This is a genomic window from Pseudomonas sp. ZS1P83, from assembly GCF_054897825.1.
Genome location: NZ_CM142706.1, coordinates 5,194,051 through 5,220,156, shown reverse-complemented (window position 1 = coordinate 5,220,156; position 26,106 = coordinate 5,194,051). Strand labels below are relative to the sequence as shown.

Here is a 26,106-nt window from a genome sequence, read left to right as displayed (position 1 = left end):
TCTCCCGGCGGTTTTGGGCGGGAGTCTGCCATGAGTATTGAAGTATTCGGTCAGCCGCTGCTGACCTTTCCCGACGCAGAAAAAAGTCCTTTGAGCATTCGCGCCAAGGCGCTGGTGTTTGTCGATCTGCGTTCGCGTCAATTACGCCAGGAGCTGGAGCTATTGGCACCGCGCTCGATCTCGGTTTTGATCCGTGGCGAAACCGGCAGCGGCAAGGAGTTGCTCGCGCGGCACATCCATCGTGCGAGTGATCGCGGCGGGTTGTTCGTGTCGGTCAACTGCGGCGCGATCAGTCCAACTTACGCCGATGCTGAGTTGTTCGGTTATGCCGCTGGCAGTTACAGCGGTTCGGCCAGCAGTCGTGCTGGCTGGTTCGGTTCTGCCAACGGCGGGACGCTCTATCTGGATGAGATCGGCGACTTGCCGCTACCGATTCAGATCAAATTGCTCGCGGCGCTGGAAAACCACGAAGTCACCCGTGTCGGCGCTCACCAACCAAGCCCGGTGGACGTGCGCCTGGTGGCAGCTACCAGCATCGACCTGGCCCAGGCGGTGGCCGCCGGAAAATTCCATGAGCGTCTCTATCACTACCTCAGTGAAGGCCATCTTGAACTGCCGGCCTTGCGTGAACGGGTGGGCGATATTTTGTCGCTGTCGGAATATTTCCTCGGCATCTATAGCCAGCGCCTGGACCTGCCGGTGCCGTTGATCAGCGAAGCCGCGCAGCATTTGTTAGAGCAACACAGTTGGCCGGGCAACACCCGGGAGCTGGAGAACGTCATTCACTTTGCGTTGTTGGTCAGCACCGGCGATGAGATTTTGCCGGAGCATTTGAATCTGCCTGAATCGCCCACCTCGCTGGCGCAGGTCGAGCGGCAAGTGGCTCAGACGATTAAAAACGGCAGCGTTGCGGAGCGATCCGCACTCAAGCATTTGCTCGAAAGGCTGACACAGACGCTATAGCGATCTGTATGAACAAAATGGAATATGAAAGTGAATAAAAGATATTGTTCGGGAATAAAAAATCCCGGTATTGTCCGCCTCACGCCAGCGATAGCACTTCACTGGCACTCGTACTAAACAAGCCGTCGTCGATGACGACCGTGATTTTCGATAAGGACACTGCATGAAAAAGGTTCTGTTGTTCACCGCATTGGCGGCTGCCCTGACCGCGGGCCTGGCCCAGGCTGGTGAGAAACTGGTGGTTGCGGCGACCCCGGTCCCACACGCCGAGATTCTCGAACTGATCAAACCCACCCTCGCCAAAGAAGGCGTGGACCTGGAAATCAAAGTCTTCACCGACTACGTTCAGCCGAACGTCCAGGTCGACCAGAAGCGTCTGGACGCCAACTACTTCCAGACCCTCCCGTACCTGAAAAGCTTTAACGAAGGCAAAGGCACTCACTTGGTGACCGTGATCGGCGTGCACGTCGAACCGTTCGGTGGCTACTCGAAGAAAGTCAAAACCCTGGCTGAGCTGAAAGACGGCGCAACCATCGCGATCCCGAACGAAGGCAGCAACAGCGGCCGTGCCCTGATCCTGCTGCAGAAGGCTGGCCTGATCGAGTTGAAAGACCCGAAAAACGCCCTGGCCACCCCGAAAGACATCGCCAAGAACCCGCACAACTTCAAGTTCAAGGAACTGGAATCGGCCATGCTGCCGCGTGTTCTGGACCAGGTCGACCTGGACATGATCAACACCAACTACGCGCTGGAAGCAGGTCTGAACCCGGCTAAAGATGCGCTGGTGATCGAAGGTGCAGATTCGCCTTACGTGAACTTCCTGGTGGCTCGTCCGGATAACAAGGACAGCGTTGCCATCCAGAAACTGGCCAAGGCGTTGACCAGTCCTGAAGTGAAAGCATTCATCGAGAAGAAGTACAGCGGCGCGGTATTGCCGGCGTTCTGATTCGCGAGGTAAACCCCTTCAAGGTTTCAAACGCCGACGGCTTGTAGAGCGTCGGCGTTTTTTTGTGATCGTTCCCACGCTCTGCGTGGGAATGCCTCAAGGGTCGCTCCGCGTCCAGTGACGCGGAGCGTCACGGGCTGCATTCCCACGCAGAGCGTGGGAACGATCTACATCTCTCAGGCCACCCTGGCCTTCAACGCTCTGTGCAACGCCACCAACAACTTCACGATGTCCTGCGGATCCAACCGCTGTGGCACTTTTACGTCAGCCATTTTCTCTTCCTTGTGAGGGTTCGGCCGGGGAGTCTGGCCAAAAGTTGTCCGTCCTTGGAGGGGTAATCGGAAAAAAAGAACCCTCCTACAGCACAAAGAAAAATAGTCGTCTTCCGCTGCCCCAGCAAATCCACAGGATAGTTTTTTGCGTGATATCAATATGCTTTAACGGTATTTAAATTCTTCTTTTTATACCTTTAAAGTCGGTGCCTGCCGGGCAGTTATCCACTGCCCATGGACTGCACCACCGTCGCTTACCGAGCGGCGTCCAGGATGGTCAATGAACTTCGATTACGCATTCATCCTCAGCACCTTGCCGGCGTTTCTCAAAGCCGTGGGCGTGACGCTGCAGGTCGGCATTATCGCCATTGGTATGTCGTTGCTGGTGGCGCTGACCAACGCGACTATTCTGGTGTTTCGCACGCCTTACCTGCAGCGGCTGGTTGGGCTCTATGTGGAACTGGCGCGCAACACCCCGCTGTTGATTCAACTGTTCTTCGTCTACTTCGCCTTGCCGGCTTTGGGCATCAAGGTTTCGGGCTTTGCTGCGGCGATCATCACCATGACCTTCCTCGGCGGCGCTTACCTCACTGAAGTGCTGCGTGCCGGCGTCGACGCGGTGCCTCAGGCGCAGCTCGAGTCCGGCCGCTCCATCGGCCTGTCCCACGGGCAATTGCTGCGCTACGTGATTCTGCCGCAAGCCGGCATCCTCAGCCTGCCGTCGCTGTTCGCCAATTTCATTTTCCTGCTCAAGGAAACCACCGTGGTCTCGGCGGTGGCGGTGCCGGAGATTCTCTACACCACCAAAAGCTACATCGCGCTCTACTACAAAACCTACGAAATGCTCGCCGTGCTGACGCTGATTTGCGTGCTGCTGTTTTTGCCGCTGTCGCTGTTGCTCAGCCGTCTGGAAAGGAGGCTCCAGCATGGCCAGTTCGGGTCTTGAGTTGCTCTGGGTGTCGTTGCCGCAATTGGGCAAGGGCGCTGCGCAAACCCTGTCGATTTCTTTCCTGAGCATCGCCATCAGCACCGTGGGCGGCGTGCTCTACGGCGTGTTGCGCACACTGAATTCGAAAGTGTTGAACGCGATCCTGCGGGTCTATCTGGAATTGTTCCGGGCGATCCCGGTGCTGGTCTGGCTGTATTTGCTGTTCTTTGGTCTGCCGATTTTCTTTGGCCTGAGCGTTCCGAGCTTCTGGTGCGCGGTGCTGGTGTTGTCGCTGTGGGGCGCCAGCGAAGTCGGCGAAGTGGTGCGCGGTGCGTTGCACTCGTTGCCTCGCGGTCAGCGTGAGGCGGGGCTGTCGATCGGCTTGAACGGGCCGCAACTCTACGGCTACGTGCTGCTGCCCCAAGCGCTGAAGCGCATGACGCCGCCGACCATCAACGTCTACACGCGGATCATAAAAACCAGCTCCCTGGCGGTGCTGATCGGTGTGGTGGACGTAATCAAGGTCGGCCAGCAAATCATCGAACGCACCTACGAATCAGTGCTGATCTACGGCGCTCTTTTCCTGTTTTTCTTTTTCATCTGCTACCCGCTGTCGGCCGCCTCGCGCGTGCTGGAGCGGCGCTGGACGCAAGCATGAGCGCATTGATCGAGTTCAAGGGTTTCAACAAGTTTTTCGGTGAGCAACAGGTGCTCAACGGCATCGACCTGCACGTTAAACCGGGCGAAGTGATCGTCATCCTCGGGCCCAGCGGCTGCGGAAAAAGCACCTTGCTGCGTTGCCTCAACGGTCTTGAAGTCGCCCACAGTGGCAGCTTGAATTTTGCCGGGCGTGAGTTGCTGGACAAAGGCACCGACTGGCGTGAAGTGCGGCAGCAGATCGGCATGGTGTTCCAGAGTTACCACCTGTTTCCGCACATGAGCGTGCTCGACAACCTGCTGCTCGGCCCGGTCAAAGTGCAGAAACGCAACCGCCGCGAAGCCCGCGCCCAGGCCGAAGCCTTGCTGGAACGCGTGGGCCTTTCGGGCAAGCGCGACGCCTTCCCGCGTCAGCTCTCCGGCGGCCAGCAGCAACGCATCGCCATCGTCCGTTCGCTGTGCATGAACCCAAAGGTCATGCTCTTCGACGAAGTCACCGCCGCCCTCGACCCGGAAATGGTCAAGGAAGTGCTGGAAGTCATCCAGGGCCTGGCCCGTGAGGGCATGACCCTGTTGATCGTCACTCACGAAATGGCGTTTGCCCGCGCCGTGGCTGACCGCATTGTGTTCATGGATGCCGGGCGAATCCTTGAGCAAAACCCTCCCGAGATTTTCTTTACGAACCCGCAAACCGCACGAGCGCAGCAGTTCCTGGAGAAGTTCTCCTACGTCGCCGCACTACCCAAAACGACTCAAACAAAGGAACTGGAACTGCCATGAAAACTGCCACGTCTTCTCTGCTGCTACTCCCACTGTTCGGCCTTGCGCTGCTGTCCGGCTGCAATAAAACCGAAGAACCGCCAAAGCCGAAAGTCGCCAGCGAAAGCACCGCTCCAGCCGGTTACCTGGAAAAAATCAAAGCGCGGGACAAGCTGCTCGTGGGCGTCTTTACCGATAAGCCGCCGTTTGGTTTCGTCGATGAGGCCGGGCGTTACGTCGGTTTCGATACCGACATCGGCCGTCAGTTTGCCAAGGACTTGCTGGGCGACGAGAACAAAGTCGAGTTCGTCGCGGTAGAACCGGCGAGCCGGATTCCGTTTCTGCAAAGCGACAAGGTCGATCTGATCCTGGCCAACATGACCGTCACCCCGGAGCGCAAGGAGGCGGTGGAATTCACCAATCCGAATCTGAAAGTCGCGGTACAGGCGCTGGTACCTCAGGCCAGCTCGGTGAAAAACCTGGATGACCTCGCCACTCGCACCACCATCGTGACCACCGGCACCACGGCTGATATCTGGCTGACGAAGAACCATCCGGACTGGAAACTGCTGAAATTCGAGAAAAATTCCGAGTCTCTGCAAGCGTTGGCCAACGGTCGTGGTGATGCCTATGCGCAAGACAACCTGGTGCTGTTCAGCTGGGCCAAGCAAAACCCTGGCTATCGCGTACTGACCCAGACGTTGGGCGCCGAAGCGCCGATTGCGCCGGCGGTGAAGAAGGGCAATATCGAATTGCGTGATTGGGTGAATGCCGAGTTGGCGAAGCTGGGTGAAGAGAAGTATCTGCTGAAGCTTTACGACCAGTACGTGCGTAAGGAACTGAGCGAAGACACCAAGCCTGAGAGCGTGATTGTTGAGGGTGGGAAGTGGCAGGGGTGATGAGCCTGAGATGATCGTTCCCACCTGTGGCGAGGGAGCTTGCTCCCGCTCGGTTGCGCAGCAGCCGTAAACCTATCGATGCGTTACTTTAGACAAATCGCATACTCAGGTTTTAGGGTCGCTGCGCACCCCAGCGGGAGCAAGCTCCCTCGCCACAAGAGCGTGGGAATGATCGGAGGGGGTTAGTCGGGCCAATACCAAGCCGGCTCATCCAGCATTCGCTGCCCGACAATCCCGGTCTGGCCGAGATTCTTCTCCAGCACAATGCAATTGCACTCCAGATCCTCCTGCAACGCCGAGATCAACCGTCGAGCATGGGACACCACCCACACCTGACACTGCTCCGACGCGCGAATAATCAACCTCGCCAAAGCCGGCAGCAGATCCGGATGCAAACTGGTTTCCGGCTCGTTCAGTACCATCAGCGTCGGCGGCCGAGGCGTCAGCAGTGCCGCGACCAGCAGCAAATAACGCAACGTTCCGTCCGACAGCTCGGCCGCCGACAATGGTCTCAACAATCCTTCCTGGTAAAACTCGATCGCAAACCGTCCACCCTGCAACGGCGCTATGTTCAGCGTCGCGCCGGGGAAGGCGTCACTGATCGCCGTCTGCAAGGCCTGCGGATCGCCAATCTCGCGAATCGTCTGCAACGCCGCCGCCAGGTCCCGACCATCGTGGTGCAACACCGGCGTGCGGGTGCCCAGTTGTGGCTGGCGCACGGGCGCGTCGGCGTCGCTGCGAAAGTGATCGTAGAACCGCCAGCGCCGGATGAACTCGCGAAGCTGCAAGACTTCCGGCGAGGTGCGAAAACTGCCGACCTGATCGAACAAACTGTCGAAATTAGGCGTGTGCTGGGCCAGCACTTCCCAGCCACGACCGACCCGGGCGCGGATCATCGGGCCGTTACGGTCTACCAACAGGCTGGCTGGACGATAGAACGGCCCGGACCAGATGCATTCTTTTTTGATTTCCGGGTCGAGGGAAAAGTACGACTGTGTGGGCTCCGGCAGGCCCAGCGCGATCGAGTAGCTGAAATCTTCCCCGGCAAACCCCAGGCGCAGGCGTTTGGCGCCGTGTCGTACGGTCGCTTCGATAGGGACTTCGCCATTACGCATGCGCCGGCTGATGTTTTCCGGGCCGGCCCAGAAGGTCGAATCCAGCCCACCCTCGCGGGCCAATGCATTGACCACGCCGCCCTGAGCGGTTTCCGCCAGCAGGCGCAACGCGCGGTAGAGGTTGGATTTTCCGCTGCCGTTGGGACCCGTGATCAGGTTCAACCGGCCCAGCGGAATCACCAATTTATTGATCGAGCGGTAATTGGCCACCGCGAGGGTTTTGAGCATAAAGGACTTTCTCTGTGGCCCCGAAACGCATCAGGATAACCGCGTTGGCGAATTTAACTTGTAGGAACTATCTGCAACTCCTGTAGAAGGAAATACCTATCAGCGCGGGCGAAGGTGGAACCCTGTTCTAAGCTCGTAGTCGTATCGCCATTGGCACGTCCGTACAACGCAAAGGAGTCTGCATGGTGGGTCCCGGGTTGAAAACAATGGTTGGCCTGAGCCTCCTTATCCTGCTGAGCGCTTGTGGCGATAAAGAACCGGTCGAGAAGGACCGGCCGCGGGTGTTTGTGCAAGAGGTCAAATCGGCTGATTACGCAGCGTCTGTGACACTCACCGGCGATGTTCAGGCGCGAGTCCAGACTGAATTGTCGTTCCGCGTTGGCGGCAAGATCATCCAGCGCATGGTCGATGTCGGTGACCGGGTATTGGCCAAACAAGTGCTGGCCAAGCTCGATCCCAAGGACTTGCAAACCAACGTCGACTCAGCTCAGGCACAGGTCGTCGCCGAGCAGGCCCGAGTCAAACAGACCGCTGCCGCTTTCGTTCGCCAGCAAAAACTCCTGCCCAAGGGCTACACCAGCCAGAGCGAATACGATTCCGCCCAAGCCGCCTTGCGCAGCAGCCAAAGCGCCCTGACGGCTGCCCAGGCGCAACTGGCCAATGCCCGTGAACAATTGAGCTACACCGCGTTGGTCGCCGACGCGCCGGGGGTGATTACCGCGCGACAGGCCGAAGTCGGCCAAGTGGTGCAGGCCACGGTGCCGATTTTCAGCCTGGCCCGGGACGGTGAGCGCGACGCCGTGTTCAACGTCTACGAATCGCTGCTGGCTGAGGCGCCGGAAGATAAAACGATCGTGGTCAGCCTGCTCGACAACCCGGCTATCAAAACCACCGGCACCGTTCGGGAAATCACCCCGGCCGTCTCCGCGCAGACCGGCACAGTGCAGGTCAAAGTCACTCTCAACAGTCTGCCGGAAGGGATGCAGCTCGGCTCGGTGGTGAGTGCCACGGCCAAGACGCCGGGCAAATCGGCGGTCGAACTGCCCTGGTCTGCGCTGACCAAAAACCTCAGCGACCCGGCCGTGTGGCTGGTGGACGATGAGGGCAAGGCACAGCTGCACACCGTCACTGTCGGTCGCTACCTGACTGGCAAAGTGATCATCAGTGCCGGCTTGAAGGGCGGCGAAAAAGTTGTCGTCGCCGGCGGCCAGTTACTGCACCCCGGTGTGAAGGTGGAAATTGCCGAAAACACCTATAAGGATTTAGCCGCGGGAGCCCAGCCATGAAGCGTCTATTGCTGGTTTTCGCCGGTGTGATCCTAGCGGCCTGCTCGAAAAAAGAACCGCCTCCGGAGCCTGTACGCCCGGTGTTGTCCTTCAAGGTCCAGGCCCTGAACGAGGAAAATCTTGGCCGCTTCGCCGGCAGCATCCAGGCCCGTTATGAAAGCAATGTCGGCTTCCGGGTGCCGGGCCGAATCGCCAGCCGTAACGTCGATGTCGGTGCCGAAGTCGAGAAGGGTGCCTTGCTCGCAACACTCGACCCCACTGACCAGCAAAACCAGTTGCGCTCGGCCCAGGGCGATCTGGCCCGAGTGCAGGCGCAGTTGATCAATGCCCAGGCCAACGCCCGACGCCAGCAGGAACTGTTCGATCGCGGGGTCGGCGCGCAGGCACAACTGGACATCGCCCAAACCGATCTCAAAACCACTCAGGCGTCCCTTGATCAGGCCAAGGCAGCGGTCAACCAGGCCAAGGACCAACTCGATTACGTCGAACTGCGCACCGACCACAAAGCCATCGTCACCGCGTGGAACGCCGAAGCCGGGCAAGTGGTGACCGCCGGCCAGCAAGTGGTGACCCTGGCGCAGCCGGACATCAAGGAAGCGGTGATCGACCTTCCCGACTCGCTGGTCGACCAGTTGCCGGCGGATGTGGTGTTTCAAGTCGCCGTGCAACTGGACTCGAGCATTACCACCACCGCCATCGTTCGCGAAATCGAACCCCAGGCCCAAAGCGCGACCCGCACCCGTCGCGCCCGTCTGAGCCTGACTGACACGCCACCGGGTTTTCGCCTCGGTACGGCGATCAGCGTGACCCTCAGCTCTGCGATCAAATCGCGCATCGAATTGCCGGTAAGCGTACTGCAAGAGGTGGATGGCAAATCGCGAATCTGGGTCGTCGATCCGCAGACGCAAACCGTTGCCCCGCGAGACGTCAGCCTGATCAGCCGCACTGACAGCACAGTGGTGCTGGCCGACGGTGTGAAATCGGGTGAGCGGGTCGTCAGTGCGGGTGTGAACAGCCTGAAACCTGGGCAAAAAGTGAAAATCGATGAGGACAGCCCGCAATGAAAGGGAGTTTCAACTTATCCGAATGGGCCCTCAAGCATCAGTCGTTTGTCTGGTATTTGATGTTCGTTGCGCTGCTGATGGGCGTGTTTTCGTACTTGAACCTCGGCCGTGAGGAAGACCCGTCGTTCACCATCAAAACCATGGTGATTCAGACCCGCTGGCCGGGCGCGACTCAGGAAGAAACCCTCAAGCAGGTCACTGACCGCATCGAGAAAAAACTCGAAGAACTTGATTCGCTCGACTACGTGAAAAGCTACACCCGCCCCGGCGAGTCAACGGTCTTCGTTAACTTGCGTGACACCACCAGTGCCAAAGACATTCCGGAAATCTGGTACCAGGTGCGCAAGAAAATCAACGACATTCGTGGCGACTTCCCCAAAGGACTTCAAGGGCCGGGGTTCAACGACGAATTTGGTGACGTGTTCGGCTCGGTGTACGCCTTTACCGCTGATGGTTTGTCGATGCGTCAGTTGCGCGATTACGTCGAGCAGGTCCGCGCCGAGATCCGCGAAGTACCGGGGCTGGGCAAGGTCGAGATGGTCGGCGAGCAAGACGAAGTCCTCTACCTGAACTTCTCCACCCGCAGACTGGCGGCGCTGGGCATCGATCAGCGTCAGGTGGTGCAGAGCCTGCAATCGCAAAACGCGGTGACCCCGGCCGGGGTGATCGAAGCCGGTCCCGAGCGGATTTCCGTGCGGACGTCGGGGCAGTTCGCCTCCGAGAAAGACCTGGCCAACGTCAACCTGCGACTCAACGACCGCTTCTACCGCTTGGCCGATGTCGCCGAGATCAGCCGTGGCTATGTCGACCCGACGACACCGGAATTCCGCTTTAACGGCCATCCCGCCATCGGCCTGGCCATCGCCATGAAGAAGGGCGGCAACATCCAGGTGTTCGGCAAAGCGCTGCACCAGCGCATGACCGACCTGACCGCGGACTTGCCGGTGGGCGTCGGTGTGCACACGGTTTCCGACCAGGCCGAAGTGGTGGAAAAAGCCGTCGGCGGCTTCACCAGCGCGTTGTTCGAAGCGGTGGTGATCGTGCTGATCGTCAGCTTCATCAGCCTCGGTGTGCGCGCCGGATTGGTGGTCGCCTGCTCGATTCCGCTGGTGCTGGCGATGGTCTTCGTCTTCATGGAATACAGCGGCATCACCATGCAACGGATCTCCCTCGGCGCCCTGATCATCGCCCTCGGCCTGTTGGTGGACGACGCGATGATCACCGTCGAGATGATGGTCACGCGCCTGGAAATGGGCGAGACCAAGGAGCAAGCGGCCACGTTCGCTTACACCTCGACAGCGTTCCCGATGCTCACCGGTACGTTGGTGACGGTGGCCGGTTTCGTGCCCATCGGCCTGAACGCCAGCTCGGCCGGCGAGTACACCTTCACGCTGTTCGCGGTGATCGCGGTGGCCATGATCGTGTCGTGGATTGTCGCGGTGCTGTTCGCCCCGGTGATCGGCGTGCACATCCTCAGCGCCAACGTAAAACCTCACGATGCAGAACCGGGGCGCATCGGTCGGGCGTTCAATTACGGCATGCTCTGGGCCATGCGCAATCGCTGGTGGGCGATCGGCATCACCATTGCACTGTTCGTGGCGTCGGTGTTTTCCATGCAGTTTGTGCAGAGCCAGTTCTTCCCGTCCTCGGACCGCCCGGAAATCCTCGTCGACCTGAACCTGCCGCAAAACGCCTCGATCGCCGAGACCCGCAAGGCTGTGGACAAGCTCGAAGAAACCCTCAAGGGCGACCCGGACATCGTGCGCTGGAGCACGTACATCGGCGAAGGTGCGATCCGTTTCTACCTGCCCCTCGACCAGCAATTGCAGAACCCGTACTACGCGCAATTGATCATCGTCAGCAAAGGCCTGGAGTCGCGCACGGCCCTGAGCCAGCGCCTGCGTGAGCGACTGCGCAAGGACTTCGTCGGCATCGGCAGTTATGTTCAGGCACTGGAAATGGGCCCGCCGGTGGGTCGGCCCATTCAGTACCGGGTCAGCGGCAAAGACGTCGATCAGGTACGAAAGCACGCCATCGCCCTGGCCACCGAACTGGATAAAAACTCGCACATTGGCGAGATCATTTACGACTGGAACGAACCGGGCAAAGTCCTGCGCATCGACATCGCGCAGGACAAGGCACGGCAGTTGGGACTGTCGTCGGAAGACGTCGCCAACCTGATGAACAGCATCGTGGTGGGTGCGCCGGTGACGCAGGTCGACGACGATATCTACCTGATCAACGTGGTGGGTCGTGCCGAAGACGCGGAACGCGGCACCCCGGAAACCCTGCAGAATTTGCAGATCGTCACGCCGGGCGGCACGTCGATTCCGCTGCTGGCTTTCGCCACCGTGCGCTATGAACTTGAGCAACCGTTGGTCTGGCGCCGCGACCGCAAGCCGACGATCACCATCAAGGCTGCGGTGCGCGACGAGATTCAGCCGACCGACCTGGTGAAGCAGCTCAAACCGGACATCGACAAATTCGCCGCCAGTTTGCCGGTGGGCTACAAGGTCGCCACCGGCGGCACGGTTGAGGAAAGCGGCAAGGCCCAAGGGCCGATTGCCAAGGTCGTGCCGTTGATGCTGTTTTTGATGGCGACCTTCCTGATGATCCAGCTACACAGCGTGCAGAAGCTGTTCCTGGTGGCCAGCGTCGCGCCGCTCGGCTTGATCGGCGTGGCGCTGGCGCTGATCCCGACGGGTACGCCAATGGGCTTTGTGGCGATTCTCGGGATTCTGGCGCTGATCGGTATCATCATCCGCAACTCGGTGATTCTGGTGACGCAGATCGACACCTTGGAGAAAGACGGTCATTCATCGTGGGATGCCGTGGTGCAAGCCACGGAACATCGTCGCCGACCGATTCTGCTGACGGCAGCGGCGGCGAGCCTGGGGATGATTCCGATCGCCCGGGAAGTGTTCTGGGGGCCGATGGCCTACGCGATGATTGGCGGGATTATTATTGCGACGTTGCTGACGTTGCTGTTTTTGCCGGCGCTTTACGTCGCCTGGTACAAAATTCGGGAGCCGAAGAAAGACGCTGCGTAATGATCGTTCCCACGCTCTGCGTGGGAATGCCTCCCGGGACGCTCCGCGTCCCTGCGGCTGTGACGCAGAGCGTCACTGGCTGCATTCCCACGCAGGAGCGTGGGAACGATCATGTTCAAGCTTTACGCCAAACACTCGCCAACCAAGGTTGCTGCTCCCGCGGCAACCCCGCCGGCCGGTAGTAATGCTCCAACTCCACAAACCCCGCCGCCGTCAGCAAGTGCTGCCACGCCTCAAGATCGTGATACGCCCCATACCGCGGCCCATTCCACCCCTCCTGATTCTCGCCACGCGGATTGGAACTGAACAACACCCCACCCGGCTTCAAAGCCCCGCGCAATTCCTTCAACACCCGAGGCAACTCCTGACGCGGAATATGAAACAAGACCGCATTGGCAAATATCCCGTCGAAGCGCTCAGCTGGCAGATCAAGTTTCAGGAAATCCTGCTGCCACACCTCACAACCACTGTCTTCGCGCGCCATCTGCGCAAACTTTTCCGAGCCATCAAGCCCGACAGCGGTGTGGCCCATGCGCGTGAAGGTTTGCAAATCACGCCCCGGCCCGCAGCCAAAATCCAGAACCTCGAACGGCGCCTTGCCCTGAATATGCCGCAGCAGCGCATCAATGTTCTGACTGACATCGTGATCGCGAGTCCCTTCGCGAAAATCTTCGGCCACCGAGTTGTAATGGCCCAGTGTGGTGGCAGTGATCTGCTCGAGGTCGGTGGGAGTCTGTTTCATGGTCGGCTGCGCAGGCAATGTGAGTTCGCCGAATATACGCCAAGGTGCCGGTGGCTGCTTCGCAGCCATTCGCGAGCAGGCTCGCTCCCACATTCGACCGAGTTGTCCAAGCGGACGCGATCAACAGTGGGAGCGAGCCTGCTCGCGAAAGCGATATCACTGACGACCAATGACTTGAGCCCGACTCAGCGCTTATTCAGCCCCCGAGCCAACCGATCCCCACCCAATTGAATCACCGCCACCAACACCACCAGCAACACAATCACCGTCAACATGATCTGGCTATCAAAGCGCTGATAGCCGTAGCGATAAGCGATGTCGCCCAACCCGCCGGCACCAATCGCCCCCGCCATGGCCGACGAGTTGATCATCGTTACCAACGTAATCGTGAAACCGCCGACAATCCCCGGCAGCGCCTCAGGCAGCAACACATGCCAGACGATGTGCCCGCGTCGGCAACCCATCGCTTGCGCGGCTTCGATCAACCCGTGATCGACCTCCCGCAAACTGACTTCGGCGATGCGCGCAAAGAACGGCGTGGCAGCGATGGTCAGCGGCACCACGGCGGCCCAGACACCGTACGTGGTGCCGACGATCAGCCGGGTGAACGGAATCAACGCCACCATCAGAATCAGAAACGGAATCGAGCGGAACAGGTTCACGAACGCGCCCAATGCGCGGTTCAGCGCCGGTGCTTGATAGATCCCACCCTTGGAGCTGGTGACCAGGATCACCGCCAGCGGAATGCCCGCCAGCAGCGCGATCAATGATGAAACGCCGACCATCAGGAAGGTGTCGATGAAGCCTTGCAGCAAACGATCAAACCACATAACCCAGCACCTCCACCTGTTGCGCCCAGTTGCCGGCGCGTTGGCGCAGTTCCTCTGCACCGAGGGACGAGCCGGTCACCGCCAGCAGCAGTTGCCCGAGCGCATGGCCCTGAATTCGTTCCACGCCGCCTTGCAGCAAGCGCACGCGACCGCCGAGCGCGCTGAACAGCGCCGCCAGATCAGGCTCCTCGTGAGCCGCTCCAGTGAATTGCAGTCGCAGCACCACCGCGTCATCCGAAGACTGCGGCTGCACACGCAAACGGCTTTTCAGTTCTTCCGGCAAACCGTGTTGCAACGGCGCCAGTAAGGTTTTGCTGACTTCGTGCTGCGGGTTGCCAAAGACTTTCCAGACCGGCCCTTGCTCGACGATGCGCCCGTGTTCCAGCACGACGACCCGATCACAGATATCGCGAATCACCGCCATCTCGTGAGTGATCAGCACGATGGTCAGGCCCAGACGCTGATTGATCTCGCGCAGCAGGCCGAGGATTGATTGCGTGGTTTCCGGGTCCAGCGCCGAAGTGGCTTCGTCGCACAGTAGAATCGCCGGGTCATGCACCAAGGCGCGGGCGATGCCGACGCGCTGTTTCTGCCCACCGGAAAGCTGCGCCGGGTAGGCCTTGTGCTTCTCTTGCAGGCCCACCAGCTCCAACAATTCGCGGACTTTTTGCTCGCGTTTTTCCTTCGGCACACCGGCCACCTTCAGCGGCAACTCGACGTTCTGCCAAACCGTCTTGGCTGACATCAGGTTGAAGTGCTGGAAGATCATGCCGATGCGCCGACGCAGCGCCACCAAGCGGTCTTCGTCGAATTCACCGATGTCGACCTGATCGATCAGCACGCGACCCGTACTCGGTTGTTCCAAGCGGTTGATGGTGCGGATCAGCGACGATTTGCCGGCGCCGCTGCGGCCGATGATGCCGAACACCTCGCCGCGCTGAATCGCCAGGTCGATGCCGTGCAGCGCCGCGACCGGGCCTTGTTGACCGTTGTAGGTTTTACCCAGGCCGATGAAGCGCACGTGGGCGCGATTCAGGTCCGGGTGCAGTTTGTTGTGTTCAGCTTTCTGAGGCTCCGGAATTTCCGGTCGCCGTTGGATCGCGGCCGTCATGTTCAGCTTTCCCAACCGGCTTGATAGAGCTTGCCGTGGGCTTTATCCAGCGCTGCACGAACGGCCGGCGAATGCTGGTAGATGTCGACGAACTTGATCAGGCGCGGGTCGGTTTTGCTTTTCGGCTGGATCACGAACTGGATCACGTATTCCTTGTGGTCGAGGCCGTCGAACAGCAGGGCAGAGCCAGCATCGAAGGTCTTCGACAAGCGAATGTAGGCCGGGTAGCCCTGGACCAGATCGGCGTCGTCATAGGCGCGTACCAGTTGCACGGCTTCGACCTGAAGGATTTTGATCTTCTTCGGATTGGCGGTGATGTCTTCTTCGGTGGCTTTGTAGCCGACACCCGGTTTGAGCGTGATCAGTCCAGCCTTGGCCAGCAGTTGCAAACCACGACCACTGTTGATCGGGTCGTTGGCGATCGCCACGCTGGCGCCTTCTGGCAGTTCGTCGAAGCTTTTGTATTTCTTCGAGTAGAGGCCGACGTTGTTGATGATCCCCGGTGCGAACGGCACCAGGTCGAAACCGGCGGCGGCCTTGGCGTTTTCCAGGAACGGGATGTGCTGGAAGTAATTTACGTCGATGTCACCGGCGGCGAGGCTGACGTTGGGCGCAATCCAGTCGCTGAACTCCACCAAGTCGACTTGTAGGCCCTGTTTTTTGGCTTCTTCGACGGCGGCCTCCAGGGGAATGGCGAAGGCGGCGGTGGTTCCGACTTTCAACGCTCCGTCGGCGGCGAAGGTGGCGGAGCTGAAAAGGCCGAGGGCCAGGGCCAGTGCTTTGACTGGGTGGGTTAAGAGTTTCTTGGTCATGATGAGTTTTCCAGTCAAGTTAAGACGATCGTTCCCACGCTCCGCGTGGGAACGCCTCAATGGACGCTCCGCGTCCGCTGTTGGGACGCGGAGCGTCCCGGGCTGCATTCCCACGCGGAGCGTGGGAACGATCAGGGTCGGGGGGTTAGTGTCGGTAGTGGGAACCCGTGTGTTGCTCCGGCAAATGCGCCTCCCCGTGAAACAGCTTTTCCCGCAAGCTGCCGGTGTCGTAAGCGGTCTTGTACGACCCTCGGCGCTGCAACTCGGGAATCACCCGTTCAATGAAGTCCACGTAACTTTCCGGCGTGACAATCCGCGTCAGGTTGAAACCATCCAGACCGGTTTCTGCGATCCACGATTCCAGCTCATCGGCCACTTGCTCAGGCGAACCGACCACGGTGATGTAGCGTCCTCCGAGGGCGTGTTGCTCAAGTAACTTGCGGCGGGTCCAGTCGTTGTTTTGCAGGTTCTTGGTAGCGGACTGGATCGCGTTGCTCTTCACGTACTGGATCGGTTCGTCGATGGCGTATTCGGAGAAATCAATCCCGGTGGACGCCGAGAAATGCGCCACGCCGGCCTCGGCACTGGCGTAGCTCAAGTATTCGGCATGCTTGGCCCAGGCCGCGTCTTCTGTTTCGCCGACAATCACGTTCAGCCCCATGAACACCTTGATGTCCTCGGGGTTGCGGCCGGCCTCGACGGCACTGGCGCGAACCTTGTCCACTTGAACTTTGGTCGACGGTTTGTTCTGGCCACTGATGAACACGCACTCGGCATGGCGCCCGGCGAACAGCAAACCGCGATCCGAACTGCCGGCCTGGAACAGCACCGGCGTGCGCTGCGGCGAGGGTTCGCAGAGGTGATAACCCTCGACCTGATAGAACTCGCCCTTGTGCTCGACCTTGTGCACTTTCTCGGGCTGCGCGTAGATTCGCTGCTGCGGATCGTTAAGCACTGCGCCGTTTTCCCAACTGCCTTCCCAGAGTTTGTAGAGCACTTGCAGGTATTCATCGGCCTGATCGTAACGACGGTCGTGTTCCACCTGTTCGCTCAAGCCCATGGCCTTGGCGGCGCTGTCGAGGTAGCCGGTGACGATGTTCCAGCCGACCCGGCCGCGACTCAGGTGATCGAGCGTGGACATGCGTCGGGCGAACAGATACGGCGGTTCGTAGGAAAGGTTGGCAGTGAGTCCGAAGCCGAGGTTTTTGGTGACCGCAGCCATCGCCGAAACCAGCAGCAGCGGATCATTGACCGGCAGTTGAATTGACTCTTTGAGCGGCACATCCACTGAGTTTTGGTAGACGTCGTAAACCCCGACGATGTCGGCGATGAACAACCCGTCGAACAGTCCGCGCTCAAGAAGTTGTGCCAGTTCGGTCCAGTATTCGATCGTCTTGTATTGGGTTGAGTTGTCCCGTGGATGCGTCCACAGACCGTGGTTGATGTGCCCGATGCAGTTCATGTTGAACGCGTTGAGCAGAATCTTTTTTCTCTTTGTTAAAGACGAGGGCATCAGATCGTCCCCCGCAGCGGCGGGTTTTCATCGTTGAGGTAGTAATTGCCGACAGCGTGATACTTCCAGCGCACCGGGTCGTGCAGCGTGTGCACCCGAGCGTTGCGCCAGTGGCGATCCAGGCCGTGTTCGACCAGTGTTGCCTGGCTGCCGGCCAATTCGAACAGCGTGCTGCCAGCGGCGAGGGAAATCTCGGTGCTGATGGCACGGGCTTCGGCGACGGCAATTGAGGCAGCGGCGACGGTCTCGGCGTTGGTGTCGGCCTGAGCCTTGTCGAGAAATTCGCCGGAGCGTTCCAGCAAGGCTTCGGCGGCGTGCAGACGAATGCTCAAGTGGCCGAAGCTCTTGATGGTTAGCGGGTCCTCGGTGGCTTTGTCGTTGCCGGAATCAATCCACGGCCGAGTCTTGGTCCGCACAAAATGCAGCGCATCTTCATAGGCAGCGCGGGCGATGCCGGTGTCGATGGCGGCGTGAAGAATCTGCGCCAACGGGCCGACGGTGGTCGGGCGCTCGAACGCACTTTGAAACGGGATCACGTCTTCGGCGGCGACATAGACATCTTCAAACACCACCGAACCGCTGCCGGTGGTGCGCTGGCCGAAGCCGCTCCAGTCGTCGATCACCGTCAAGCCTTTGCTGTTGCGCGGCACGAACGCCAATTGCTGCACGCCGTGTTCATCCACCACCGAGGTCGGGATGCGCTGGGCGTAGATCGCACCGGTGGCGTAGAACTTGCGGCCGTTGATGCGATAGCCGCTGCTGTCACGGGTCAGGCTGGTGACCCGGTCATGTGCGGTTTTGGTGCCGAGTTCGGCGAGGGCATTGCCGAAGCGTTGACCGGCCAGGACTTCTGCGTAGAGGCGTTTTTTCTGTTCGGCGCTGCCATTCACTCGCAGCACTTCAAGGGCGTAGAAATGGTTTTGTGGGATTTGTCCAAGAGAGCCGTCAGCCTGGGCAATCAGCGCGATCACCCTGGCCAGAGTGACGTTGGAAACCCCGGCGCCGCCGTATTCTTTAGGCACGCTGATACCCCAAAGCCCCGAGCGGGAAAACACTTCCAGTTCCGGGTGCGGCAAACGGCGTTCGCGGTCGCGCAAGGCACTGTCGCGTTTGAAGTCTTCGGCCAAGTCACTGGCGACAATCAGGGCTTGCTCATCGCTGGTTATGACCGCGAAGTGGTGAGAAAGAGTCATGTGTTTCTCCAGAGATCTGGTCGTTAAATCCAGGAGTGGCGAGCGGGAAGCGTGCCGTTCAAGTGATAAGTGCCGACCGCGTGATACTTCCAGCGCACCGGGTCGTGCAGCGTGTGCACGCGGGCGTTGCGCCAGTGGCGGTCGAGGTTGAATTCGGCGAGGGTGGCGCGGCTGCCGGCCAGTTCGAAAAGCTTTTCGCTGGCCAGCAGCGAGATCTCGGTGGTCAGCACTTTGGCTTCGGCCACGGCAATCGAGGCGCGGGCGGCGGACTCGGCGGTGAGCGGCGCGGCGTTGACCTGATCGAGTACTTGCCCGGCCTTGCGTAGCAGCGCTTCGGCGGCGTGCAGTTCGATCTTCAGTTTGCCGATGTCGGCGATCACATAGAGGTCATCGCTGGCCCGTTCGACCTTGGCGTCGATCCACGCTCGTGCACGGGTTTTCACGAACTCGATGGCGTCGTCGATGGCCCCCCGGGCGATGCCGGCGTCAATGGCTGCTTGTATCAACTGCGACACGGCACCCTGAATGTTCGGGCTGTCATTGATCTTCCAGTTTTCCACCACCAGCTCGGCGTCGACCTGCACGTTGTTGAACAAAAGGGTGCCGCTGGCGGTGGTGCGTTGGCCGAAGCCCGACCAGTCATCAACGATGCGCAGGCCCGGTGTACCGCGGCGCACGAAGGCCAGAACCTGTTTGCCGTCGTCGTTCAGCGCTTTGACGGCGACCCAGTGGGCGAACAGCGCACCAGTGGAGTAAAACTTCTGGCCGTTAAGGACGAAGCCATCGCCGTCCGCGGTGATCCGTGCTTTGAGTTCGAGGGTGTTTTTGGTGCCGCGCTCTGGCCCGGCATTGCCGATGCGCCAGCCGTCGAGCACGCTTTTGAACAGCTGTTTTTTTTGCGATTCGGTGGCGCTGCCGAGCACCAGATTGAGAATGCCGAACTGGTTCTGCGGGATCTGTCCCACTGCCGGGTCGGCCGCGGAAATGATCGCGAAGACTTCGGCAACGGTGACGAACGAAACCTGTGGGCCACCGTACTCACGCGGGATCGCAATGCTGCCCAGGCCGCTGCGGGTGAACTGTTCGATTTCCGACCACGGCAGCTTGCGCTGCTGGTCGCGTTTGGCTGCTTGCAGGCGGGCGACTTGCGCCAGTTCATGGGCAGCCTTGATGGCTTGTGCGTCGTTGCGCAAGACCTGCGCGGGCAACAACAGCGGGGCGATGTCCAGATCACTCTGGACGATTGCATCTGCCAGACTGGACATCAGTGCCGCTCCTTGGCTGCACGCAATGCCCTGGCGATCTGCACTGGGGTGATTGTGTTCCGGACCATACCTACCTCACATCTCATGGAAACGCCGCGAGGGTTGCGACGAACGAAAACAAGAATGTCCGGTGGTCCGGTGCATATACCCTAAGCGTGTATAAAAATTAAATAAACTAACTTTTAGGAATAACGATAGAAGGGGTGTCACAGATCCATGTAGTAGCTGGCGAAGCCTGCGTCCGGCTCCGTAGGAGCGAGCGGTGCGGCGATCCGACTTGCCCGCGAAGGCGTCAGTTCTGACGCACCGCGCTATCGTTCTTCGCGAGCAAGCTTCGCTCCTACAGTCGAACGCAGGGACCTCAGCGTTTGCGGGGCTCGGCGGCCATGAGCATCTCTTTTGGCCGGACCTGCAGATAGGGATTGGCGCAACCAATCTTCAGCCTGCGCGGTGGTGCCCAGCGGGAGTTGTTACCCACCCGGTCAAGGATGCAGTAAGTCACTTCCAGCCGCAGGTCTTCGCCGGCTTCGAGAATGATCGCCGCAGGCACCCAGACCTGGATCGGCTGGCCGACATCGCCTGTCTTGAGTCGTGGCAGATCCATACGCACATCACCCCAGCGCAGGGTGATTTCGTCGTCGGCGGCCATGTTCAGGTAAGGCTCGATGGTCAGCGGAACTCCGCGCTTGATCTGGTTCGGATTGACCCCCTGACGGCGAATGGTCTCGGGGATGTTCACGGGCTCCAGACTCTGGTTTTCATCGCCGCACAGTGCAGACGGTTGGCCACCGGGGCAGTCGAGTTTGATCTGCACCCGTCTGACGGCTGACAGGGTTGGCCCTTGCCCGATCTGCATGATCCGGTAGTGAACGCGCGAGGTGCCATTGGCGATGAAGCTCTCGGGCACACGCAGTTGGACCGGTTGGCCGACATCGTTGGCCGTAAGCACCCTGGAGGCTACGTAGCAGTTATCCCAGAACAGTTCGATCAGGTCGCCTTCGTCCATGCCGGGGTAGGGCGCCACGTCAATCAGCAGGTGAGCCGCCGAGCTGATGTTGATGCAGGTCTTGTGTGATTGCGCCAGGGACGGGGCCGCAAGTTCGGGTTTGTTCGAAGTACTTGTCATGGGTTTCTCCTTGAAGCCTGCAGCGAAGTCCGTTTCTGAAAGTTCGAAAGGCGTGAATTGCCGAGCAACAAAACTGTTCACCGTTTGCGAATTAAATAATGAATGAGTTCGAGATTCGACGCCTGCTGGAGACTAGATAAGAGTGCGCTTGAATAGGTGTCAATAGAGCTGGCTAGTTAAGTACGGTATCTAGGGTTATTCAGAAAGATCCTACGCATTGAAGTTAATAAGCTGCACCGCTCTGTCGAACTTGACCGCGATTTTATGGGCCTTGAGCGCGTTGTGGGCGACGAGTTCAGTTGGTGGGGAGGCTGGTTTTGACGGATTTTAGGCGAGGTTAATCTGTTGCAGGACATATAGATGTACCGCACGCAGCGTTGAGTAAATATCTATTGTTCGGGCGGGCCAAGAGATTTTATTAGCGGGTAGTTGTCACTTCCATCCATGGAAGTTAATAAGCGGTGAGGTGATGTTTCAGGGGTGAGCGTTATTCAAGAACTTGCTGAGGAACTGTTTGGTCCGCTCTTCTTTCGGATTGGCAAACAACGCCTTGGCTTCGCCTTGCTCGACGATCACACCCTTGTCGAAAAACACCACACGGTTCGCCACGTCCCGGGCAAAGCCCATTTCGTGCGTGACGATGACCATGGTGCGCTTCTCCTCGGCCAGGCTGCGGATGGTCGCCAGCACTTCGCCTACCAGTTCTGGGTCGAGCGCTGAGGTCGGTTCATCAAACAGGATGACTTCCGGTTCCATCGCCAGTGCGCGGGCAATCGCCACACGCTGTTGCTGACCACCGGAAAGGCGTCGCGGGTAAGCGTCTTCCTTGCCTGCCAGCCCAACCCTGGCCAAGAGCTTTTTACCCAAGGCAACGGCTTCGGCATGTGGGATTTTTTTCACCACGATCGGGCCTTCGATGACGTTTTCCAGGGCGGTTCGATGAGGAAACAGGTTGAAGTTCTGGAACACGAAACCTACATGCTGGCGTAACCGTCGCACCAGACCTTGCTGCTGGTTCAGGGGGCGGCTGCCATCGATCTCGATGTCCCCGACCTTGATCCGGCCGCTGGTGGGCTCTTCCAGAAAATTCAGGCAACGCAGGAACGTGGTCTTGCCCGAGCCGCTAGGCCCGATGATCGCAACCACCTCGCCTTCCTTCACTTCCAGATCGATGCCGTTGAGCACCACTTGACCCTTGAACTGCTTTGTCAGTTTTTCCACGACAATCATTGGGTCAGGACTCCAGGTCGTGCCGATTGACCCGTGCTTCCAACTGGTTCTGAAAGTGCGAAAGCACCGTGGCCAGAATCCAGTAGATCAGCGCGGCGGCAAGGTACATGGTGAAAATTTCAAAGGTACGGGCGGTAATCAACTGCGCCTGACGGAACAGTTCCGGCACCTGAATGGTGGCTGCCAACGCGGTGTCCTTAACAAGCGAAATGAAGCTGTTGCCCAGCGGTGGCAGAGCCGTGCGCATCGCTTGCGGCAAAATGGCCCGGCGCAGGGTCTGCGCACGGGTCATGCCGATACTCGCGGCGGCTTCCCACTGGCCACGCTCGATGGAGCTGATCGCGGCACGCAGGATTTCACAGGCGTAGGCAGCCATGTTCAGCGAGAAGCCGATCAGGGCTGCCGGCAGCGGATCAAGTTCGATGCCCAATTGCGGCAAGCCGTAATAGATCACGAACAGTTGCACCAGCAACGGCGTGCCGCGAAAGAACGACACGTAGATGCGGGCAAGCCAGCTCACCAGTTTGAAGCGCGACAGGCGCATCAACGCCAGGCCGAAGCCCATCACCAGGCCGAAGAACATCCCGCCTAGGCTCAAGATCACCGTGTAGTACGCGCCCTTCAGCAGGAAGGGCGCGGAGTCCAGCGCGAGTTGGAAAGCTTCTCCCATTATTTAGTGACGTCAGCGCTGAAGTATTTTTCCGAAAGCTTTTTCAGCGTACCGTCGGCACGCAGCTTGTCGATGGCCTTGTTCACCGCAGCCAGCAGTTCAGGCTCACCTTTGCGCAGAGCAATACCGGCTTCCTGGCGGGAGAACGCTTCGCCGGCGGCGGAAGTGTCCTTGGCCTTCTTGGCGTATTCCAGCGCGGCGAGGCGGTCGATCAGAATGGCGTCGGTGCGACCGTTACGCAGGTCTGCGAACTTGCTCGGATCATCTTCGTAGGTGCGCACGTCAGCGGTCGGCACGTTGGCTTTCACCCATTGCTCGTAGTTGGTGCCCAGGCCTACACCGACTTTCTTGCCACCCAAGTCGGCGGCAGTCTTGATGTTCAGCTCCGCAGCCTTCTTGGTTAGCACCAGCGCCTGAATCCCGGAAACGGTGTACGGCTCGGAGAAGTCATACTTCTTCTTGCGCTCGTCGGAGATGGTTACTTGGTTGATCACGGCGTCCAGACGTTTGGATTCCAGCGCTGCGAGGATGCCGTCCCATTTGGTCGGTTGCAGTTTGACCTTCACGCCCAGCTCTTTGGCCAGGGCTTCGGAGAACTCGACTTCGAAGCCAGCCAGCTTGCCGTCGGCGTCGACGAAACTGAACGGTGGGTAAGTGCCTTCCAGGCCGACGTTGATCACGCCAGCGTCTTTGATTTTTTGCAGCTGCTCACCGGCAACTGCTTGCCCCAACAGACCGGCGCTCAGCGCCAGGCCCAACGAACCAACCAGCAGGTTTCGACGTAGTGCAGAAAAATTCATGACAAGCCCCTGTGTTTTCTTATGGAAGACGCTTTAGGAATGTTGGCAAATTCGGGAATTGAACGACTGCGATATCCTGCCCTAAAGCAGCGTATGCGTCTCGCTGCAAATTCGCCTGCGGCGCGACTATATGACGAGGCTTTTAGATAGGAAAATAACAAATATTACGTTTGTTATTCTTTTATTGAATATAAGGCCGGAGATCGAGATCGTTCCCACGCGGAGCGTGGGAACGATCAGCTACAAAAAGTCCTTGTAGGCAAACAACGCCGGTGCCCCACCGGTGTGCAAGAAGATGATCGGGCCGTCGTTGAAGCGCTGGCGGCCGATGCCATCGAGCAAACCCGCCATGGCCTTGCCGGTATAGACCGGATCGAGCAACAGCCCTTCCTGGCTCGCCACCAGCTTCACCGCCGACAGTGTCCCGGCATTCGGCTCGCCGTAGCGTGGACCGAAGTATTCGTCCCACAACTCGATCTTGAAACTCGCTGGCAGGCTCACGCCCAGCAGCTCTGCAGTGCGTTCGGCGAGGCCCTGGACTTTCGGGCGCTGATCTTCATCGCTACGGGAAACCGTGACACCAATCACTGGCAAATCCGGCAGTACTTCACTCAATGCCAACGCCAGACCGCTGTGGGTCCCGGCACTGCCCGAGGCCAGAACCACGGCGGCAAATGTCAGCCCGGTGTTCTTGATCTGCTCAGCCAGCTCCAGCCCGGCACGCACATAACCTAAAGCGCCCAATGCATTGGAACCACCAATCGGCACTAGGTACGGCTTCTTGCCGTTGTTGCGTAGACGGTCGGCCAGAGCCTGCAATTGCTCGTCGGCGTTGTCGAGGTTTTCCACCAACTCGACCTTGGCATCGAACAGGTCCAGCAACAGTCGATTGCCGTTACCGACATAGTTAGCGTCGTCGGTGCCCAAGGGGTTTTCTAGCAGCGCTACGCAGCCCAGGCCAAGCTTGGCCGCAATGGCGGCAGTCTGGCGCACGTGGTTGGACTGAAGCGCACCCGCGGTAATCAAAGTGTCGGCACCTTGTGCCAGCGCATCGGCCGCCAGGTATTCGAGTTTGCGCAGCTTGTTGCCGCCCATCGCCAACGGCGTCAGGTCATCGCGTTTGACGTACACATCGCGGCCCAGCCAGGTCGACAAGCGTTCGAGTTTTTCCAGGGCGGTAGGATGACCGAGCAGGTCGAGACGGTTAAAGCGGGCAAGCTGTTGTTTGATCATGGGGTCCGTACTGGCGGAGGGAGATGACAGGACTATAGGCACGCCTATTTAGCGGGGCAACTGCCAATCGCCTTATGTCCAAAAGTGCTGAGCACAGCACAATCGGTTCTTAATTCGCCTTCCAGACCATGCCGTAGAGTAATCGCCAATAACGCGGCCAGACAGTCCGGCCGCCCGTGAGGAGTTTTTACCGTGAGCGAGCGTTCCAGTCATTGGCAACTGCAGACCATCGTCAGCCAACTGCGCACGGCGCGTGACCAGTGGCGCGGACAAAATGGTCGCGCCAGCACCGAACAGGGCGGTCGCGAGTTGCCATCCCGAGCGGCCATGGCAGAGATTCTCGAAGCCCTCTGTGGCGCGTTGTTCCCGATGCGCCTGGGACCGGTGGATTTGCGTGAGGAGAGTGAAGACTTCTACGTCGGCCACACGCTGGACGTTGCATTGAACGCGTTGCTGGCTCAGGCGCGACTCGAATTGCGCTACGCCGCTCGCCACAGTGACCAGGCCGATACTGAGGTCGAGGCCAAGACCATTCAGATCATTCAGGACTTCGCCCTCGCATTGCCGGGGCTGCGCAGTCTGCTCGACACCGACGTGCTGGCGGCTTATCACGGCGATCCAGCGGCTCGCAGCGTCGACGAAGTATTGCTGTGCTATCCGGGGATTCTGGCGGTGATTCACCATCGCCTGGCCCATCATTTGTACCGCGCGGGGTTGCCGTTGCTGGCACGGATCAGCGCGGAAATCGCCCACTCGGCCACCGGCATCGACATTCACCCTGGCGCGCAGATTGGTCGCAGCTTCTTCATCGATCACGGAACGGGCGTAGTGATCGGCGAGACGGCAATTATCGGTGAGCGCGTGCGGATTTATCAGGCCGTGACGTTGGGCGCCAAACGCTTCCCGGCGGATGAGGACGGCCAGCTGCAGAAGGGCCATCCACGGCATCCGATTGTTGAGGATGATGTGGTGATCTATGCCGGGGCGACGATTTTGGGGCGGATCACCATCGGCAAGGGCTCTACCATTGGCGGCAATGTCTGGCTGACCCGCAGCGTACCGGCCGGGTGCAACCTGACGCAGGCGAATCTGCAGCATGATGATGGGACGCAGAAGTAGGGTCCCCCACCTGATCGTTCCCACGCTCCTGCGTGGGAATGCCTCAAGGGACGCTCCGCGTTCCAGGGCCACCGCCGATGTAGTGCCTGACATCGATGTGACGCAGAGCGTCACGGGCTGCATTCCCGCGCAGAGCATGGGAACGATCATGCGTTCTCCGCAGCGTCATACCCTTCCTTGAGCTAGCGTACGAAACACACCGCCGAGCCTTGTGATTAGTCCTTAGCGCCCTATCCATGTTTAACTTGAACGCTTATTCAAGTTAAATCGCCGGTTCGCTGCCCGCTCACAACAG

The 26,106-nt window shown here is 59.4% G+C and carries 23 protein-coding genes; 10 read left to right on the top strand and 13 right to left on the bottom strand.

What is annotated here, in order from left to right:
• The first annotated feature begins 30 nt into the window (after positions 1 to 30).
• The 6 genes from ACYZT0_RS24515 (at position 31) to ACYZT0_RS24490 (ending at position 5,424) form a co-directional block, all read left to right on the top strand.
• A complete protein-coding gene (locus ACYZT0_RS24515) occupies positions 31 to 963 on the top strand; it encodes a sigma 54-interacting transcriptional regulator (protein ID WP_462043371.1) in 933 nt (310 codons plus the stop codon).
• 163 nt (positions 964 to 1,126) lie between these two features.
• Positions 1,127 to 1,909, top strand: a complete 783-nt coding sequence (locus tag ACYZT0_RS24510; protein ID WP_033058537.1) for a MetQ/NlpA family ABC transporter substrate-binding protein — start codon at positions 1,127 to 1,129, stop codon at positions 1,907 to 1,909.
• Positions 1,910 to 2,461: 552 nt separating this feature from the next.
• Positions 2,462 to 3,127: an amino acid ABC transporter permease gene (locus tag ACYZT0_RS24505; RefSeq protein ID WP_462043370.1), complete on the top strand. Its 666-nt coding sequence runs from the start codon at positions 2,462 to 2,464 to the stop codon at positions 3,125 to 3,127.
• A complete protein-coding gene (locus ACYZT0_RS24500) occupies positions 3,108 to 3,767 on the top strand; it encodes an amino acid ABC transporter permease (RefSeq protein WP_462043369.1) in 660 nt (219 codons plus the stop codon). Before ACYZT0_RS24505 ends, ACYZT0_RS24500 begins: the two co-directional genes overlap by 20 nt.
• Positions 3,764 to 4,546, top strand: a complete 783-nt coding sequence (locus ACYZT0_RS24495; protein WP_462043368.1) for an amino acid ABC transporter ATP-binding protein — start codon at positions 3,764 to 3,766, stop codon at positions 4,544 to 4,546. The genes ACYZT0_RS24500 and ACYZT0_RS24495 overlap by 4 nt, the downstream gene beginning before the upstream one ends.
• The gene (locus ACYZT0_RS24490) at positions 4,543 to 5,424 is read left to right on the top strand and encodes a transporter substrate-binding domain-containing protein (RefSeq protein WP_462043367.1); all 882 of its coding nucleotides are present in this window, start codon (positions 4,543 to 4,545) and stop codon (positions 5,422 to 5,424) included. The genes ACYZT0_RS24495 and ACYZT0_RS24490 overlap by 4 nt, the downstream gene beginning before the upstream one ends.
• 182 nt (positions 5,425 to 5,606) lie before the next feature.
• Here the strand turns inward: ACYZT0_RS24490 and ACYZT0_RS24485 are convergent, their stop codons facing one another.
• Entirely contained in the window at positions 5,607 to 6,767 is a 1,161-nt protein-coding gene (locus ACYZT0_RS24485; RefSeq protein ID WP_462043366.1) for an AAA family ATPase, read from the bottom strand.
• 182 nt (positions 6,768 to 6,949) lie between these two features.
• On the opposite strand from ACYZT0_RS24485, the gene ACYZT0_RS24480 reads away from it, so the two are divergent.
• The 3 genes from ACYZT0_RS24480 to ACYZT0_RS24470 are packed head-to-tail and all read left to right on the top strand — an operon-like array spanning position 6,950 to position 12,167.
• Positions 6,950 to 8,053, top strand: coding sequence for an efflux RND transporter periplasmic adaptor subunit (locus ACYZT0_RS24480; RefSeq protein WP_462043365.1), 1,104 nt, complete (start codon positions 6,950 to 6,952; stop codon positions 8,051 to 8,053).
• Positions 8,050 to 9,117 (top strand): efflux RND transporter periplasmic adaptor subunit, encoded by a 1,068-nt coding sequence (locus tag ACYZT0_RS24475; RefSeq protein WP_462043364.1) that lies wholly within the window; start codon positions 8,050 to 8,052, stop codon positions 9,115 to 9,117. Before ACYZT0_RS24480 ends, ACYZT0_RS24475 begins: the two co-directional genes overlap by 4 nt.
• Positions 9,114 to 12,167, top strand: a complete 3,054-nt coding sequence (locus ACYZT0_RS24470) for an efflux RND transporter permease subunit (RefSeq protein ID WP_462043363.1) — start codon at positions 9,114 to 9,116, stop codon at positions 12,165 to 12,167. The genes ACYZT0_RS24475 and ACYZT0_RS24470 overlap by 4 nt, the downstream gene beginning before the upstream one ends.
• Before the next feature lie 115 nt (positions 12,168 to 12,282).
• Here ACYZT0_RS24470 and ACYZT0_RS24465 read toward each other — a convergent pair whose 3' ends face one another.
• The 12 genes from ACYZT0_RS24465 to ACYZT0_RS24410 all read right to left on the bottom strand — a co-directional run bounded on the left by ACYZT0_RS24465 (position 12,283) and on the right by ACYZT0_RS24410 (position 24,692).
• Positions 12,283 to 12,909 (bottom strand): class I SAM-dependent methyltransferase, encoded by a 627-nt coding sequence (locus tag ACYZT0_RS24465; RefSeq protein ID WP_462043362.1) that lies wholly within the window; start codon positions 12,907 to 12,909, stop codon positions 12,283 to 12,285.
• 185 nt (positions 12,910 to 13,094) lie between these two features.
• Complete coding sequence (locus tag ACYZT0_RS24460; protein WP_462043361.1) at positions 13,095 to 13,739, bottom strand: methionine ABC transporter permease; 645 nt, start codon at positions 13,737 to 13,739, stop codon at positions 13,095 to 13,097.
• The gene (locus ACYZT0_RS24455; protein WP_462043360.1) at positions 13,729 to 14,850 is read right to left on the bottom strand and encodes a methionine ABC transporter ATP-binding protein; all 1,122 of its coding nucleotides are present in this window, start codon (positions 14,848 to 14,850) and stop codon (positions 13,729 to 13,731) included. The genes ACYZT0_RS24460 and ACYZT0_RS24455 overlap by 11 nt, the downstream gene beginning before the upstream one ends.
• 2 nt (positions 14,851 to 14,852) lie before the next feature.
• On the bottom strand, positions 14,853 to 15,662 hold the full coding sequence (locus ACYZT0_RS24450) for a MetQ/NlpA family ABC transporter substrate-binding protein (RefSeq protein WP_462043359.1): 810 nt from the start codon (positions 15,660 to 15,662) through the stop codon (positions 14,853 to 14,855).
• 145 nt (positions 15,663 to 15,807) lie between these two features.
• Positions 15,808 to 17,175, bottom strand: coding sequence for an LLM class flavin-dependent oxidoreductase (locus ACYZT0_RS24445; protein WP_462043358.1), 1,368 nt, complete (start codon positions 17,173 to 17,175; stop codon positions 15,808 to 15,810).
• Positions 17,175 to 18,368, bottom strand: a complete 1,194-nt coding sequence (locus tag ACYZT0_RS24440) for an SfnB family sulfur acquisition oxidoreductase (RefSeq protein ID WP_462043357.1) — start codon at positions 18,366 to 18,368, stop codon at positions 17,175 to 17,177. Before ACYZT0_RS24440 ends, ACYZT0_RS24445 begins: the two co-directional genes overlap by 1 nt.
• Positions 18,369 to 18,391: 23 nt before the next feature.
• Positions 18,392 to 19,633, bottom strand: coding sequence for an SfnB family sulfur acquisition oxidoreductase (locus ACYZT0_RS24435; protein WP_462043356.1), 1,242 nt, complete (start codon positions 19,631 to 19,633; stop codon positions 18,392 to 18,394).
• A gap of 361 nt (positions 19,634 to 19,994) precedes the next feature.
• Complete coding sequence (locus tag ACYZT0_RS24430) at positions 19,995 to 20,759, bottom strand: hypothetical protein (protein WP_462043355.1); 765 nt, start codon at positions 20,757 to 20,759, stop codon at positions 19,995 to 19,997.
• A 474-nt stretch (positions 20,760 to 21,233) separates the two neighbouring features.
• Complete coding sequence (gene tcyN / locus ACYZT0_RS24425) at positions 21,234 to 21,989, bottom strand: L-cystine ABC transporter ATP-binding protein TcyN (protein WP_462043354.1); 756 nt, start codon at positions 21,987 to 21,989, stop codon at positions 21,234 to 21,236.
• Between the two features lie 4 nt (positions 21,990 to 21,993).
• Positions 21,994 to 22,659 (bottom strand): cystine ABC transporter permease, encoded by a 666-nt coding sequence (gene tcyL / locus ACYZT0_RS24420; protein WP_462043353.1) that lies wholly within the window; start codon positions 22,657 to 22,659, stop codon positions 21,994 to 21,996.
• Positions 22,659 to 23,459, bottom strand: coding sequence for a cystine ABC transporter substrate-binding protein (gene tcyJ / locus ACYZT0_RS24415; RefSeq protein WP_462043352.1), 801 nt, complete (start codon positions 23,457 to 23,459; stop codon positions 22,659 to 22,661). Before tcyJ ends, tcyL begins: the two co-directional genes overlap by 1 nt.
• A gap of 240 nt (positions 23,460 to 23,699) precedes the next feature.
• Positions 23,700 to 24,692 carry a D-cysteine desulfhydrase gene (locus ACYZT0_RS24410; RefSeq protein ID WP_462043351.1) on the bottom strand — a complete coding sequence of 331 codons (993 nt, stop codon included), beginning with the start codon at positions 24,690 to 24,692 and terminating at the stop codon, positions 23,700 to 23,702.
• 192 nt (positions 24,693 to 24,884) lie between these two features.
• Between ACYZT0_RS24410 and epsC the strand changes: the two genes are divergently transcribed.
• Positions 24,885 to 25,811 (top strand): serine O-acetyltransferase EpsC, encoded by a 927-nt coding sequence (epsC, locus tag ACYZT0_RS24405; protein ID WP_462043350.1) that lies wholly within the window; start codon positions 24,885 to 24,887, stop codon positions 25,809 to 25,811.
• Positions 25,812 to 26,106 lie beyond the last annotated feature (295 nt).